The sequence below is a fragment of the Streptomyces sp. NPDC056347 genome, assembly GCF_042262625.1.
Classification (GTDB): domain Bacteria; phylum Actinomycetota; class Actinomycetes; order Streptomycetales; family Streptomycetaceae; genus Streptomyces.
In genome coordinates, this window is sequence record NZ_JBHJQP010000009.1 from 1 (window position 1) to 14878 (window position 14878).

The 14878-nt window shown below is 74.1% G+C and carries 13 protein-coding genes; 9 read left to right on the plus strand and 4 right to left on the minus strand.

Annotated elements, in window-relative coordinates; genetic code table 11:
* Positions 1-71 precede the first annotated feature (71 nt).
* From ACFCV8_RS04030 to ACFCV8_RS04040, 3 genes are read right to left on the minus strand one after another with little or no spacing between them, the layout of a single operon-like run.
* Entirely contained in the window at positions 72-848 is a 777-nt protein-coding gene (locus ACFCV8_RS04030) for an ABC transporter ATP-binding protein (RefSeq protein ID WP_376683659.1), read from the minus strand.
* Positions 845-1837 (minus strand): FecCD family ABC transporter permease, encoded by a 993-nt coding sequence (locus ACFCV8_RS04035; RefSeq protein WP_376683660.1) that lies wholly within the window; start codon positions 1835-1837, stop codon positions 845-847. The genes ACFCV8_RS04030 and ACFCV8_RS04035 overlap by 4 nt, the downstream gene beginning before the upstream one ends.
* Positions 1838-1866: 29 nt before the next feature.
* Positions 1867-2919, minus strand: coding sequence for an ABC transporter substrate-binding protein (locus ACFCV8_RS04040; RefSeq protein WP_376683661.1), 1053 nt, complete (start codon positions 2917-2919; stop codon positions 1867-1869).
* Positions 2920-3178: 259 nt separating this feature from the next.
* Between ACFCV8_RS04040 and ACFCV8_RS04045 the strand changes: the two genes are divergently transcribed.
* From ACFCV8_RS04045 to ACFCV8_RS04085, 9 genes are all read left to right on the plus strand, one after another.
* Positions 3179-4777, plus strand: a complete 1599-nt coding sequence (locus ACFCV8_RS04045) for a PepSY-associated TM helix domain-containing protein (protein ID WP_376683662.1) — start codon at positions 3179-3181, stop codon at positions 4775-4777.
* Complete coding sequence (locus ACFCV8_RS04050) at positions 4774-5463, plus strand: DUF5134 domain-containing protein (protein WP_376683663.1); 690 nt, start codon at positions 4774-4776, stop codon at positions 5461-5463. The genes ACFCV8_RS04045 and ACFCV8_RS04050 overlap by 4 nt, the downstream gene beginning before the upstream one ends.
* Positions 5464-5739: 276 nt before the next feature.
* Positions 5740-5973 (plus strand): hypothetical protein, encoded by a 234-nt coding sequence (locus ACFCV8_RS04055; RefSeq protein ID WP_376683664.1) that lies wholly within the window; start codon positions 5740-5742, stop codon positions 5971-5973.
* Entirely contained in the window at positions 5973-8276 is a 2304-nt protein-coding gene (locus ACFCV8_RS04060; protein WP_376683665.1) for a heavy metal translocating P-type ATPase, read from the plus strand. The genes ACFCV8_RS04055 and ACFCV8_RS04060 overlap by 1 nt, the downstream gene beginning before the upstream one ends.
* Complete coding sequence (locus ACFCV8_RS04065) at positions 8276-8794, plus strand: copper chaperone PCu(A)C (RefSeq protein WP_376683666.1); 519 nt, start codon at positions 8276-8278, stop codon at positions 8792-8794. Before ACFCV8_RS04060 ends, ACFCV8_RS04065 begins: the two co-directional genes overlap by 1 nt.
* A gap of 136 nt (positions 8795-8930) precedes the next feature.
* Positions 8931-9698, plus strand: a complete 768-nt coding sequence (locus tag ACFCV8_RS04070; protein ID WP_376683667.1) for a hypothetical protein — start codon at positions 8931-8933, stop codon at positions 9696-9698.
* A 249-nt stretch (positions 9699-9947) separates the two neighbouring features.
* Positions 9948-10577: a sigma-70 family RNA polymerase sigma factor gene (locus tag ACFCV8_RS04075; RefSeq protein WP_376683668.1), complete on the plus strand. Its 630-nt coding sequence runs from the start codon at positions 9948-9950 to the stop codon at positions 10575-10577.
* A 249-nt stretch (positions 10578-10826) separates the two neighbouring features.
* Complete coding sequence (sigJ, locus tag ACFCV8_RS04080; RefSeq protein ID WP_376683669.1) at positions 10827-11771, plus strand: RNA polymerase sigma factor SigJ; 945 nt, start codon at positions 10827-10829, stop codon at positions 11769-11771.
* A gap of 112 nt (positions 11772-11883) precedes the next feature.
* Positions 11884-13086 carry an NAD(P)/FAD-dependent oxidoreductase gene (locus ACFCV8_RS04085; protein ID WP_376683670.1) on the plus strand — a complete coding sequence of 401 codons (1203 nt, stop codon included), beginning with the start codon at positions 11884-11886 and terminating at the stop codon, positions 13084-13086.
* Between the two features lie 82 nt (positions 13087-13168).
* Here the strand turns inward: ACFCV8_RS04085 and ACFCV8_RS04090 are convergent, their stop codons facing one another.
* Positions 13169-14761 (minus strand): oleate hydratase, encoded by a 1593-nt coding sequence (locus ACFCV8_RS04090; protein WP_376683671.1) that lies wholly within the window; start codon positions 14759-14761, stop codon positions 13169-13171.
* Positions 14762-14878: the final 117 nt, after the last annotated feature.

Below are 14878 nucleotides of genomic sequence, written 5' to 3' on the forward strand. Positions count from 1 at the left end.
CCGCGTACCGAGCAGTACCGAGCCCCCGGCCGTCGGCCGGGGGCTCGTTCGTGGGCCGGGCGTCGACCGGGTCAGGCCGGGGCCAGCGGGTCCGCCCCGTACGTGATCCGGATGACGCCGTCCGGATGCCGTCCGGCGTGGGCGCGGACGCCGAAGACCTCGTGGAAGAGGTCCGGGGTGAGGACGTCGAGGACCGGGCCCGCGGCGACGGCACGCCCGTGGTGGAGCACGACGAGGCCGTCGCAGATCCTGGCCGCCAGATCGAGATCGTGCAGCACGGCGAGGGTCGTGACCCCGGTGTTCCTGATCAGGCCGAGGAGTTCGAACCGGGCACGGATGTCGAGGTGGTTGGTGAGTTCGTCCAGGACGAGGAGTTCCGGGGCCTGGGCGAGGGCGCGGGCGAGCAGGACGCGCTGGCGCTCGCCGCCGGACAGGGAGGAGAGGTCGCGGTCGGCGAGCGAGGCGACGCCGCAGCTCTCCGCCGCTCCGGCGACGGCGCGCCGGTCGCTCTCGCCGTCGCGTCCCAGCACCCCGTGGTGCGGGGTGCGGCCGAGGGCCACCGTCTCGGCGACGGTGAGGCCGCCCGCGCCCGCCCCGTCCTGGAGGACGGCGGCGGTGCGGCGGGCGGCGGTCCGCGAGGAGAGCCGCCACACGTCCGTCCCGCCCACCTCGACGACCCCCGCGAGGGGCCGCAGCGAGCGGTAGACGGCACGCAGCAGGGTGGACTTCCCGCTGCCGTTGGGGCCGACGAGGCCCACGACCTGGCCCGGCGCCACGTCGAGCGCGACGTCGTGCAGGACCGGGGTGCCGTCGAGGGCGGCGCACAGGCCGTTCACGGTGAGTCTCATGCGGAGTCGAGCCCCTTGTTGCGGCGCAGCAGCCAGAGGAAGAACGGTGCGCCGAGCAGCGCGGTGAGAATGCCCAACGGCAGTTCGCCGGGCCGGGCGAGGGTACGGGAGAGCAGGTCGACCAGTACGAGGTAGACGGCCCCGAGGAGGGCGCTCAGCGGGAGCAGCCTGCGGTGGTCGGCGCCGAGGACGAGCCGTACCAGGTGCGGGATCATCAGGCCGACGAAGCCGATGCCGCCCGCGACGGCGATGACGGTCCCGGTCAGCAGGGCGCTCACCACCAGCAGCACCGCACGGGTGCGGTGCACGTCCACGCCGAGCGATGCCGCCGACTCGTCCCCGGCGAGCAGCGCGTTCAGGCGCCGACCGAAGAGGGCGAGCAGCGTCACGCCGGTCGCCACCACGGCGGTGACGGTGGGCAGTTGGCTCCACCGGGCGCCGGCGACGCTGCCCAGCATCCAGAACATGACGCCCCGCAGCTCGTTCGGCGCGGCCCGCAGCTGCACGAAGCTCGTCGCCGACAGCAGTACGTAGCCGACCGCGACCCCGGCGAGCACGAGCCGCGTGGGTGCGAGCCGTCCGCCGCGCCGCCCGAGCACGAAGACCGCGGTCCCCGCCAGGAGCGCGCCCGCGAACGCCGCCCCGGAGACGCCGAGTCCGCCGAGCCCCGCCCCGCCGAGCGTCATCACCAGGGCCGCGCCCAGCGACGCCCCGTGCGAGAAGCCGAGGACCGTGGGGTCGGCGAGCGGGTTGGCCACGAGGGTCTGGAGTACGGCGCCGGATACGGCGAGTCCCGCCCCCACGACCGCGGCGAGGACCACACGCGGGGTGCGGAACCGCCAGACGATCTGGTCGAGGGCGACATCGTCCACCGGCCCCCGGCCGGTGACGTGGTGGACGAGGACCGTCCACACGTCACCGACCGGCACATCGACCGCGCCGATGCCGACGGCGAGGACCGTCGAGACCAGCAGTACGGCGGTGAGCACGAGGACGCAGACCCACAGCGGGAGGCGGCTCAGAAGGCCTCGGGATGCAGCATTCCGGCGATCCTCCTGACCGCCACGTCGTTGCTGGGGCCGAGATGCATCGAGTCGGACAGCACCACGAACTTGTTCTGCCTGGCCGCGGACCACTGGGGGAACTCCTTGAGCAGCTTCTTCGCGTACGCCGTCGGGTCCGGGTCGTTGTAGCTGACGACCACGAGGGCGTCCACGTCGGTGGCGGCGACCTGTTCCTTGCTGAGGTCGGCGAAGGACGACTTCGACGCGCTCGCGAACGCGTTGTCACCGCCGGCCTCGGCGAGGATGTCGTTGTAGATGCCGTGGGCGGCGACCGCACTGAACTCGTTGCTGCCCATGGTCATGTTGGCGAAGACGACCATGACCTTCGGTCTTGTGGTGCCGGCGACCTTCTCCGCCACTTCGGCGATGTTCCGCCGTGCGGTGGCGATGAGCTTCTCGGCCCTGTCCTCGACGCCGAAGACCTTGCCCAGGTCCCGCAGCAGTGTGTAGCTGTCGTCGATCGTCAGGTTCAGGTTGTCCCGGCCGCAGCCTTCGGGCGAGACATAGCTGCGCGCCCCGATCTCGTCGAGCTGCTCGCGGGTGGCGAAGCCGTTCGCGGCGTCGAAACCGTGGGCCATGACGGAGAGCACGAGGTCGGGGCGCAGGCCGATCATGGCCTCGCGCGGGATGTCGAAGGCCTCGTTCTGTTTCACCCCGCCCGTGGGCAGCTTCCTTATCGCCTCGGCGCGGCCGGGCACTTCGGACATGCCGTAGGACTGCTGGTTGGAGACGATCCGGTCCCCCTGGCCGAGGGCGAGCAGCGTGGACACCTCGGCGACCGATGCCCCGTTCATCACGACGACCCGGCCGGGGGGCTTGTCGAACCTCTGCTTCAGCCCGCAGTTCTCGAGGGTGACGGGGTACGCGCCCCGCGCGGCGGGGGACGCGTTCCCGGCGGCGGCGTCCGCCTTCCTGCTGCCGGAGCCGGAGCCCGGTTCCGCGCAGCCGGCCGCGGTGAGACACAGGAGGGCGGCGAGCGCGACGGCCGCCGGCCTGGGTGTCGGCATGGGGTTTCTCCTCGGTGGTCAAGTGGGGCGCTTCGAAGCGCTGTTGCAGGAGTCGGGAGCGGGGGCGGGGAAGTTCCCGGCGGACGCGGCGGGTCGAGGAGGCGGCGTACGCGTACGCGTACGCCATGCCGGGGCGGGGCGGGCACGCGGCACCGTCGGCCGTGACCCGTGTCATACCTCGTGCGCGGGAACTCGGGCGCCTCGCGCACCGACTCCTGTACGTCACCGTCCCCACCGGTCCACGTACGAGGAAGAGCCGATGCCCGAGACCACGCCTGCCGCGTCACCGCCGCCCCGGCAACGCCCGGCCGAGGAGTTCACCGCAGCCCAGGAGTTCCCCGCAGCCCAGGAGTCCGCCGCGACCGAGGAGTTCACCGCGACCGCGCCGAACGGCGGAGGCGGCGGCGCGTGGACCGGGCTGCGTCCCCTCCTGCTCCGCCTGCACTTCTACGCGGGCATCCTCATCGGCCCGTTCCTGTTCGTCGCGGCCGTCACCGGGCTGCTCTACACGGCCACCCCGCAGATCGAGTCCGTCGTCTACCGCCACGAGCTGAAGGTCACCCCGCACGGCGAGCCGAAGCCGCTCACCGCCCAGCTGGACGCCGCCCGCGGGGCGATACCCGGCGGGCGGCTCGTCTCCGTCACCAAGGGCGCGGGGGCCGACGACACGACCCGGGTCACCTTCGACGTCGAGGGGCTGCCCGAGGGGTACACGCGGACCGCCTTCGTCGATCCGTACACCGCGGAGGTGCGCGGCACGCTGCGCACCTTCGGCGAGTGGCTGCCCGTACGGTCCTGGTTCGACGGCCTGCACCGCACCCTGAACCTCGGTGACCTCGGCCGCAACTACAGCGAGACCGCGGCGAGCTGGCTGTGGGTCGAGGTGCTCGGCGGGCTCGCGCTGTGGCTCGGGGCGCCGCGGAGCCGGGAACGGCTGCGCGGGCTGTTCGTGCCGCGCCGGGGCCCGAAGGGGCGCAGGCGCACGCTGTCCTGGCACGGGGCGGTCGGGCTGTGGGTGTCGGTCGGCTTCCTCGCGCTCTCGGCGACCGGGCTGACCTGGTCGGCGCACGCGGGCGCGAACATCGGCAGGATCCAGGACGCGCTGGGCGGGGCGACGCCCGCCGTCTCCTCGGCCCTCGGTGACGGCGCTCAGGGGCATGGAGATCAGGGTCATGGAGATCAGGGGCATGGCGCTCAGGGGCACGGCGCGCACGGTGGCGGCCCGGCAGGGGCGGCCCCGGGCACCTCCGCCGAGGGTGCCGCCGTCCCGGCCGTCGATCTCGACGCAGCAGTCCGCATCGCCCACGCGGAGGGGCTGCGCGGCAAGCTCGTCATCACCCCGCCCGCGGACGCCCGGAGCGCGTACGTCGTACACGAGAACACCCGGCACTGGCCGGAGCGGCAGGACTCGATCGCGATCGACCCGGCCACCGGCCATGTCACGGACAGGCTGGCCTTCGACGACTTCCCCGTCCTCGCCAAGCTCACCCGCTGGGGCATCGACGCCCATATGGGCCTGCTCTTCGGTCCGGCCAACCAGATCGTCCTCGCGCTGATCGCCGTCGCGCTGATCGGGATGCTCTTCTGGGGCTACCGCATGTGGTGGCTGCGCAGGCCCACCCGGGCGGACGGGACGCGGCTCGGCCGGCCGCCGGCGCGCGGAGCCTGGCGCCGGGTGCCGGGCCGGGTCATGGCGCCGCTCGCCGTCGCGGCCGCCGTACTCGCCTACTACCTGCCGCTGTTCGGGCTGCCGCTGGTCTGCTTCCTGCTCGGGGACCTGGTGGTCGCACGGGCGCGCCGACACCGGAGCGCGCGCACGAAGACGCGCGCCGGGACATCCGAGGAGACCGCCCGATGATCACCGCCACCGGACTGCGCTGGATTCTGACGCTGCTCTTCTGCGCGCTCACCGTCTACGGGCTGTGGCGCGCCCTCGCGGCCCGCTCCCATCCGTGGACCGCGCGGCTCGCCCACGGTCTGCACGCGGTCATGGCGCTCGCCATGTTCGCGATGGCCTGGCCCTGGGGCATGGACCTGCCCGGCACACCTCAGGTGGTCCTCTTCTCCGCCGCCGCGGTGTGGTTCGTGCTGGCCGCGCTCACCGTGCCGGGTGTGCCCGGACCCCGGGCACGCGCCCTCGCGAACGCGCTGCCGCACACCGTGATGACCGGCGCGATGGCGTGGATGGTCGCCGCGATGTCCTCGGCCATGTCCATGGGCGCGGGAGGCGGGGGCCAGGCGCACGACATGCCCGGGATGGACATGCCGGCCCCGGGCGCGACCGCGACGATGACGCTCGACGGCACCGGTGACCGCTGGGGCGCCGGAGTGCTCGCCGTCGCCCTGCTGGCGCTCGCGCTGTGGTGGCTCGCGAAGGGGTTCGACACGGGCCGCCTCGCGCCCCGCACGACGAGCGGCGCGGGCGCGGACGGCGCGGGCCCGGACGGCGCGGGCCCGGACGGCGGGGTGCATGCCGCGTGGGACCTGGGCTGTCACGGGCTGATGGCGCTGGGCATGGCCGTGATGTTCGCCGTGATGACGTGATGACGTGATGACGTGATGACGTGATGACGTGACGGCGTGATGCCATGACGGCGTAGTCCTCGTAGCGCGGGGAGGAGGGCGTGATCCGCGTGATCCGCCGGGTCGCCCCCGGCCGTCGGAACCCCCGGGCCACCGTGGTGTTCCCGGGGCGCACGTGACAGGTGCCCGTTATGTGAGGCAGGTCACCCGATCATGGGGGAACTCGCGGCCCGGTCCGGCCGACCCCTGGACCGTACGACCCGCACTCTCGCCGGAGCCTGCCTCATGGATCACTCGGTGACGCCTTCCGCCGGACGGCGTGCCACCCCCGTGCCGTACGCGGCGCTCGGGGGCTTCCTGCTTCTGCTCGTCGCGCTCTTCTCCGTCTCGTACGGGGTGGGGCGCCTCGCCGGGCCTGTCGCCCCCGACATGCGCGGAGTGACCCGCCAGGACGACCCCCCGGCCCCGCACGACATGGGCGGGACGGACGGCACGGGCGGGACGGACGACATGGGCGGGATGGGCCACTGATGGGCCGGGATACCGCTCCGCACCCCCTCACCACGACCGATCTGATCGTCGGCGGCATGACGTGCGCGGCCTGCGTGCGCCGGGTCGAGAAGAAGCTCGGCGCCCTGGAGGGGGTAAGCGCCACCGTCAATCTCGCGACCGGAACGGCCCGCGTCGAGCACCCGGCGGGCCTCGGCACGGACGTGCTCGTCGCCGCCGTCGAACGGGGCGGGTACACCGCCCGTCTCCCCGAGCCGCCCGCGTCCGGCGGGGACCGGGAGGCCGGGGGCTCCGAGACCGGGGGCTCCGAGGCCGGGCCCCCGTCGCGGCTCCTGGTGACCGCGCTGCTCGCCGTCCCCGTCCTCGTTCTGTCGATGGTGCCTTCGCTCCAGTTCCGCAACTGGCAGTGGCTGTGCTTCGCGCTGGCCGCGCCCGTCGCCCTCTGGAGCGCGTGGCCCTTCCACGAGCGGGCCCGGCGCGGGCTGCGGCACGGCGCGGCGACCATGGACACGCTCGTCTCGCTCGGTGTCCTCGCCTCCTTCGGCTGGTCCGCGTACGCGCTCTTCCTCGGCGGGGCCGGCGTCCCCGGCATGCGGATGCCCTTCACCCTGCTGCCCACCGCGTCGGACGGCACGGCGCACGTCTACCTCGAAGCGGCGGTGGGCGTCCCGCTCTTCGTGCTCCTCGGCCGCCACCTGGAGGCCCGCGCCCGGCGCGGCACCTCGGCCGCCCTGCGCGCGCTCGCCGAACTCGGCGTGAAGGAGGTGACGGTGCGGGACGGGACCGTGGAACGCACCGTTCCGGCCGAACACCTCACGGTGGGCCGGGTCTTCCTCGTACGGCCCGGGGAACGGGTCGCGACGGACGGCGAGGTCGTGGAGGGCGCGTCCGCCGTGGACCTGTCCCTCGTGACGGGCGAGACGCGGCCCGTGGAGGTCACGGCCGGTTCCGCCGTCACGGGCGGCTCGGTCAACGCGGGCGGGCTGCTTCTCGTACGCGCGACCGCCGTCGGCGCCGACACCCGGCTCGCCCGCATCACGGCCCTCGTCACCGAGGCCCAGGCCGGGAAGGCCCGCGCCCAGCGGCTCGCCGACACCGTGGCCGGGGTCTTCGTGCCCGTCGTCCTCGCCCTCGCCGTCACCGTGCTGGGCTTCTGGCTCGGCGCGGGCGCGGACCCGCAGGCGGCCGTCACCGCCGGTGTCGCCGTCCTCGTCGTCGCCTGCCCCTGTGCGCTCGGGCTCGCGACCCCGACCGCGCTCATGGCGGCCACCGGCCGGGGCGCGCAGCTCGGCGTCCTCGTCAAAGGCCCGCAGGCCCTCGAAGCCCTCCGGCGGATCGACACCGTCGTCCTCGACAAGACGGGCACCCTCACCTCCGGGCACCTCACCGTCGCCGCCCTCACCGCGCGCGCGGACGGCCCCGGCGCACCGGAGGTGCTGCGGCTCGCGGCGACCGTCGAGACCGGCTCCGAGCACCCGCTCGGCCGGGCGCTCGTCCGCCACGCCGAGCGCACCCTTCCCGGGGGCGCGGTACGGCCCGGCGCGCTCGGCGGGTTCACCGCCACGCCCGGCAGCGGTGTGCGCGGACACGTGGACGGACGGCTCGTCGAGGTCGGCGCCCCCGGCGGCGAGCTGCCCGATGAACTGGACGCGGCGCTCGCCGCCGCCCTGGAAGCCGCCCACACCCCCGTCCTGGTACGGATCGACGGGCGCCCCGAGGCCGTCCTCGCACTCGGCGACGTCGTACGTCCCGGCAGCTACCACGCCGTCGACCGGCTCCGCCGCCTCGGCGTGCACCCCGTCCTCGCCACCGGGGACCGGGAGGAGCCCGCGCGGGCCGTCGCCGCCGCGCTCGGCATCGACGAGACGTACGCCCGCTGCACCCCCGAGCGCAAAGCCGAACTCGTCCGCACGCTGCGCGCGCGGGGGAAGCGGGTCGCGGTCGTCGGGGACGGCGTCAACGACGCGGCGGCACTCGCCGGGGCCGACCTCGGCATCGCGATGGGCACCGGCACCGATGTCGCCATCGGCGCCGCCGACGTCACCCTCGTCCGCGACGACATCGAAGCCCTCGCCGACGCCGTACGCCTCGCCCGCCGCACCCTCGCCACCATCCGCGGGAACCTGCTGTGGGCCTTCGGCTACAACGCCGTCACCCTCCCGCTCGCCATGGTGGGCCTGCTCAACCCGATGCTCGCCGCCGCCGCGATGTCCCTCAGCTCGGTCCTCGTCGTCCTCGGCAGCCTCCGCCTGCGCCGCTGGCAGCCCGTCGCGGCACCGGCCGCCGCGCGGCGCCGGCGCACCTCTCCCGGGGCGGCGTTCTGATGCCCGCCGTTCCCGCGCGCCTGCGCACGTCGGCCGCGGCCGTCGGAGTTCCCGTCCTGGCCTGCGGCCTCGCCCTCGCCGGTCTCGCCACCTGGGCGGTGAGCGGACGCGCCGGGAGCCCGCCGCGCGTGACCGTCACGGAGGCGTACGTCTTCCAGCCGCTCGGCCCGGCTCAGGAGACCGCCGCCTTCTTCACCCTCACCAACGACGGCGGCTCCGCGGACCGGCTCGTGGGCATCACCTCGCCCGGCACGGCCGCACCTCCCGCGCTGAGCGAACACCGCATGACGTCCTCCGCGGCCGCCTACCGGCAGCGGGTCGACTCCGCCGCCGTCCCCGCCGGGGACGGGCTCACGATGACCCCGTACGGGATCGACGTGACCGTCCGGCCGAAGGGAACGTGGCGGCCCGGCGACGAGGTCTCCTTCACGCTTCGTCTCAGGTACGGGAAGCCGCTGAAGGTCCGGGCGGTGGTGGTCCGCCCGGGTACGGGGACGGGCCGCCGCGCTCTCCCGTGACGGCGTGCCGCGCACCACCGGCCGTTCCCGCCGCATATGCCGGAACTCCGCTCCGGCAGGCAGGTTTCCGGCATTGGCGGCAAGCCGGACGCCCCGCCATGTCGCCCGGCGCCCCTCGATGGGAGGATGAGGCGCCATGGAAGCGGGACCGGTCGGACGCGCGGTGCGGGCGGCGATGTTCGCCGCCGTCTCCGTCGCGCTCGCCGCGACCGGGCACGTCCTCATGTCCGAGGCCCCGCTCCCCTTCTGGGTGCTTGCCGCCGGCTTCCTCGCGCTCGCGGTCCCCGGCTGGTGGTTCGCCGCCCGCGAGCGGGGCCCCTGGCTCGTCACGGGCCTCGCCGTCGCCGCCCAGGGCGTGCTGCACAACGCCTTCACCGCCGCCCAGTCCGCCCTCGGAACGGTCGGGGGTACGGCCGCACGGGCCGGTGCCGGAGCGACCGCGGCGCCGACGGACCCCATGGCGGGCATGGATCACATGGCGGGCATGAGCCACATGGCGGGCATGGACCACTCGGCCGCGAGCGGCGCGGTGGCCGGCCCGGACGGCATGACCGGCATGACCGGCATGGACCACGCCTCCGCCATGACCCACGCGGGCTCGATGGCGCACATGGGCCACGACATGGCCGGGATGTCCTCGGCGGGAATGCTCGCCGCGCACGTCCTCGCCGCCCTCGTCTGCGGCATGTGGCTGGCCCGCGGCGAACGTGCCGCCTTCCAGGTCCTGCGCGCGGTCGCGGGCCTGCTGCTCACCGCGCTGCACCCTCTCCTCACCGCACCGCTGCCGGCCCCGCGCCGCCGCCTGCGCCCCCACCGGGGCCTGAGCGACCGGCTGCCGCTCGGCCTGCGGTGCGCCCGCACCCGGGACCGGCGCGGACCGCCCGGGGTGCTCGCCGCGTCCTGAGGACGCGGCAGGCATTCCGGAGGACGTACGCACTCCGGCGCGCGACCGGTCGCCGACCGGCCCGCCGCCGTACCCGCACGCAGCGGGAGTCCTCCGGCACACCCGGCCCCGAAGGGCCCGGGTGCCCCATTCACCGGAGCCCCGGCCCCGTCCCGTACCCCGTCACGCACACCGTGGCCGCGGCGCGCGCCCGCGCGCCGTCACCGGACGCCCGGGCACCGGACCGATCCGTGAAGGACACATCTGGCGATGAACACCACGCCGCCCGCCCCGCGCGGGTCACAGTGCGCCTCCGTCCCGCGCGACAGGACCGAGACGGACGCCGCCGCGACCGGCTGGGCGCTCGCCGCCCGCGCCGGGGACCGCGAGGCCGCCGACGCCTTCGTACGGGCCCTGCACCGCGACGTCGTGCGCTACGTGGCCCACCTGTCCGCCGACCCGCAGGCCGCCGAGGACCTCGCGCAGGACACGTTCCTGCGCGCGCTGCGCACCCTGCACCGCTTCGAGGGCCGCTCGTCGGCCCGCACCTGGCTCCTCACCATCGCGCGCCGCGCCGTCGTCGACGACTTCCGCAGGACCGCCGCACGGCCCCTGCTCGCCGACACCGACGACTGGCGCGCGACCGTCGAGCGCGCCCAGCCGACGGGGCTGCCCGGCTTCGAGGAGGGGGTGGCGCTCCAGGAACTCCTGGCCGCGCTCCCGTACGACCGCCGCCAGGCGTTCGTCCTCACCCAGTTGCTCGGGCTCTCCTACGCGGAGGCCGCCCGCGCGGCGGACTGCCCGGTCGGCACGGTCCGCTCCCGGGTGGCCCGCGCGCGCACCGCACTGACCGCACAACTGGAAAGCGGCGAGGCGGAGGCCCTGGCCCCGGCCGCGTAGAACCCCACCGCCGGGGCCGCCCCCACACCGGGCGGCGGCCCCGGCGAAAGGTACCCCCGACGCCCTCGACCACACCGCCCTGCGGCGAGCGAGGGCTGTCGCGCGGAGGAACGGACCGGTCTCCCGTTCACAGGAGTGGGGGCCGCGGACCGGGCCGCTCGCTCCGGTCCCGTTCAACGCGGTCCCGTTCAGCGCGGTTCCGTTCAGCGCGGTTCCGTTCCGTTCCGGGGCCGTTCTAGGATCGCGGGCATGGCGCTGTCCGTGAGTGAGGTGGACCGGTTCGAGGCCGCCAGGCCCCGGCTGGAGGCCATTGCCTACCGGCTGCTCGGCTCCGCGAGCGAGGCGGAGGATGCCGTGCAGGAGACGTTCCTGCGCTGGCAGGCGGCCGATGTCGGGCGGATCGAGGTGCCCGAGGCCTGGCTGACGAAGGTCCTCACCAACTGGTGTCTCAACCTGCTCTCTTCGGCCCGTGCCCGGCGCGAGACGTACGTGGGGCGGTGGCTCCCCGAACCGCTGCTCGCCGGGGACCCGATGCTCGGCCCCGCCGACACCGCCGAGCAGCGCGAGTCGGTGTCGTACGCCGTCCTCGTCCTGCTGGAGCGCCTGTCGCCCAAGGAGCGCGCGGTGTACGTGCTGCGGGAGGCGTTCGACTACCCGCACCGGGAGATCGCCAGGATCCTGGACATCACCGAGGCCGCGGGCCAGCAGATCTACCACCGGGCCAAGAAGCACATCGCCGACGGCAACACCCGTACCGAGGTCGGCGAGGCCACCGCCCTGCGCATCGTCGAGGAGTTCCTGGCCGCGGCGACCAGCGGTCGCACCGAACCCCTCGTCCGCCTGCTCACCCAGGAGGCCGTCGCGGTCGGCGACGGCGGCGGCAAGGTCCCGGCCCGCGCGAAGGCATTCGAGGGCGCGCGCGCCGTCGCCACGTTCCTGCGCGGCCTGTTCAAGCCCGGCAAGGCCAAGCGGGCCCTCATCGGCGGCATTCCCGAGGTCTACGCCTCGACCGCCAACGGCGGGCCCGCCGTCGTCGTGGTCGTCGAGGGCCGGGTCGCCGGGATCGCCTGTCTGGAGGTCGGCCCGGAGGGCATCGTGGCGGTACGCAGCCAGGTCAACCCCGACAAGCTCGTCCGCGCGACCGGGCGTTGGGCCGCCACGGACCACGGGGAAGGACCGCTCCACACCCTCTGACGTGATGTGACGCAGCTCGCATCCCGGTCCTGTCAGGAAACCGGCGGCTGTCCGGTTCAAGGGGCGACACCACGCCGGACAACGGCGTACCCGCCCAGACAGGAGCACGGACATGCAGCACCGCATCGTCGTCCTCGGAGCCGGCTACACCGGTGCCATCGCCGCCGGCCGTCTCGCCAGGCGGCTGCACCCCGAGGACGTCACCATCACCCTCGTCAACCCCGAGCCCGACTTCGTCGAGCGGGTCCGGCTGCACCAGCTCGCGGCCGGCCAGGACCTCAGGCACCGGCCGTTCAGCGGGATGTTCGCGGGCACGGGAGTGGAACTGAAGCTCGCGAAGGTCACCGCCGTGCACGTGGAGCGCAGGACGGTGGCGCTCGCCGCCCCGGACGGCGCCGGACAGGAGGAGCTGGGCTACGACACTCTGGTCTACGCGCTGGGCAGCGGCTGGGACGACGGGGGCGTCCCCGGCGCCGCGGAGCACGCCCACGAGATCTCCGGCCGCCCCGGCGCGCTCCGCCTCCGCGACCGCCTGGCCACCCTGGCCCCCGGCCGGTCCGTGGTCGTGGTGGGCGCCGGTCTGACCGGGCTGGAGGCGGCGACCGAGATCGCCGAGGCCCGCCCGGACCTCGACGTCGTCCTGACCGCCCGCGGCGCCCTCGGCGACCGGCTCTCGGCGAAGGGCCGCGCCCACCTGCGGAAGGTGGTGGACGGGCTCGGCATCACGGTCCATGAGCGCACCCCGGTCGACGCCGTGGAGGCGGACCGGGTCGTGACCGCCGATGGACGGTCCCTCCCCGCCGATGTCACCGTCTGGACCACCGGATTCGCCGTCCACCCGATCGCCCGCGCCACCGCCCTGGAGGTCACCGACCGCGGTCGGATCGTGGTCGACGGCACGATGCGCTCGGTCTCCCACCCGGAGGTGTACGCCGTGGGCGACGCGGCGATGGCGGTCGGCCCCGGCGGCGAGCCCCTGCGCATGTCCTGCGCCTCGGGCGTCCCCATGGCCTGGCAGGCCGCCGACGCCATCGCCGCCCGGCTGGCCGGCGTCAAGGTCCCCCGGGTCCCCATCCGCTACTTCCAGCAGTGCGTCTCCCTCGGCCGCAAGGAGGGCCTGATCCAGTTCGTCACCGCCGACGACCGGGCGGTCGACCGCGCCATGACGGGCCGCGTCGCCGCCCGTTACAAGGAGCTGATCTGCCGGGGCGCGGCCTGGGGCGTCGGCAGGCCGACCCTGGGCATGCCGACCCGGCGCCGCCGGGTCGTACGGCAGGAGAGCCGGGGCCCGGCGCGAACGGAGGCGACTGCCTGACTCCCTCCCCCGACTGCCTGACTCCCTCGCCCCGACGGCCGGGGTACTCCCTTCCCTGACGGCCGGGGCAGTGCCCCGCCCGTCAGGCGAAGGCGGTTCGCAGCGCGGACCAGGCGATCTTGGGGTCGGCCAGGCCGTGGTAGATCGGCGGGATCTCCTCGTCGACGCCGAAGTGGTGGTAGACGGCGATCATGGCGGCCCGGACCGAGTACTCGACGGTGAAGACGACGTCCTCGGGGATCTCGACGAACTGGCCGAGGAAGGCGAAGTTCTCCGCGCCGTCCGGGACGACGCGGGGCCGGTCGGCCACGACACGGCGCTGGAACTGGGCGTCGATGTAGGGCATCTGGACGGTGGTGACCTGGGTGGTGGCACGCACCTCGTCGGCGATGTCGTCGAAGCCGAGGTGGCCGAGGAGTTCGTCGAGGATCTCGGCGCCGGTGCAGTCGTCCATCTTCTTCGGCACGTGGTCGCCGGGGACGTCGCCGAACAGCGCGTATCCCCACAGGGTGTACGTGTTCTCCGCCTGTTCCCGGAAGTGCGGCTGGGCGGGCACGACGACCGACAGCAGCCAGCGCGAGTCCTTCCAGGTCATCAGGGCGCCCTCGCCGGGCACGTTCCCGGTGTACTCCTGGATGCGGTCCAGGAGGGTGCGGCCGGTCGTGGTGAGGGTGAAGGACTCCCACTTCGTCTCGTCGATGTTGCCGCAGAAGGCCGTCGGGCGGCCGAAGTCCGGCGCCTTCTTGGCGATCGACTCCCACAGCCGCCAGGACCCGTCCCGCTTGTCGCGGATCAGCTCGGGGACGGTGGTGCGGTCGCCGTAGGTGGCGTCGGCGGTCATGGAGCCGATGGTCAGGAACGCGTAGTCGTCCTCGCCGAGCTCGATCGTCCCGGCCCCGGCGCCGTCGCGTTCCAGGTGCAGCCGGGAGATCCGGCGCGCGTCGGAGTCGGAGAACTCCGCGTCGGCGACGGTCACACCGAAGTCGATGTGAACGCCCTGCGCGGTGATCCACTCCTGGATCGGGCGGATGACGGAGTCGTACTGGTTGTACTTGCTGCGCCGCACCCCGGACAGGGTGTGGATACGGTCGAACTCCTGGACGAAGGCGAGGAAGTACCGCTTCAGTTCGATCGCCGAATGCCAGGTCTGGAAGGCGAAGGTCGTGCGCCACATGCACCAGAAATTGGTGGTGAAGAAGTGCGGCTGGAAGAAGTCGTCGATACGGCGCGCGCCGATGACCCGTTCGGGTAGCGCGAGCAGCCGGGTCATGTCGGCGCGGTCGCGGATGTCCAGGCCGAGCCGGGAGGCGTCGGCGATGGTGCGGTCGGCGTTGATGATCCGCGCCTTGGCGTTCGTGGGGTGCTCGATGTTGAAGGCGAGCATCTCCTGGCGCACCGAGATCGCCGGGTCGTCCAGGGTCGGGATCGTCTCCAGGAGGTTCCAGAGGCACACGTAGTGCTCCTCCTCGAACATCCGGCCGCCCCGGGTGACGTACCCGCCCTCGGGCGTGGGCGCGGGCGCTCCGTCCATCGAACCGCCGGCGATCGGCAACTGCTCCAGGATGTGCACGTTCTCCCCCGGGACACCCGCGTCCCGTACGAGGAAGGCCGCCGCGGCGAGCGAGGCGATACCGCCGCCGACCAGGTAGATCGTGGAGTTCTTCGATGCCGGCACGGTCGGACCTCCGGTACGTCGTGGTGCGGAGCGAGTACGGGGCTGGGCTCGATACAGGTACGGGGTGCGGCGGGGCCGGTCAGCGGTTCCGCCGCCCTGGACGCGTGCTCACGAGCC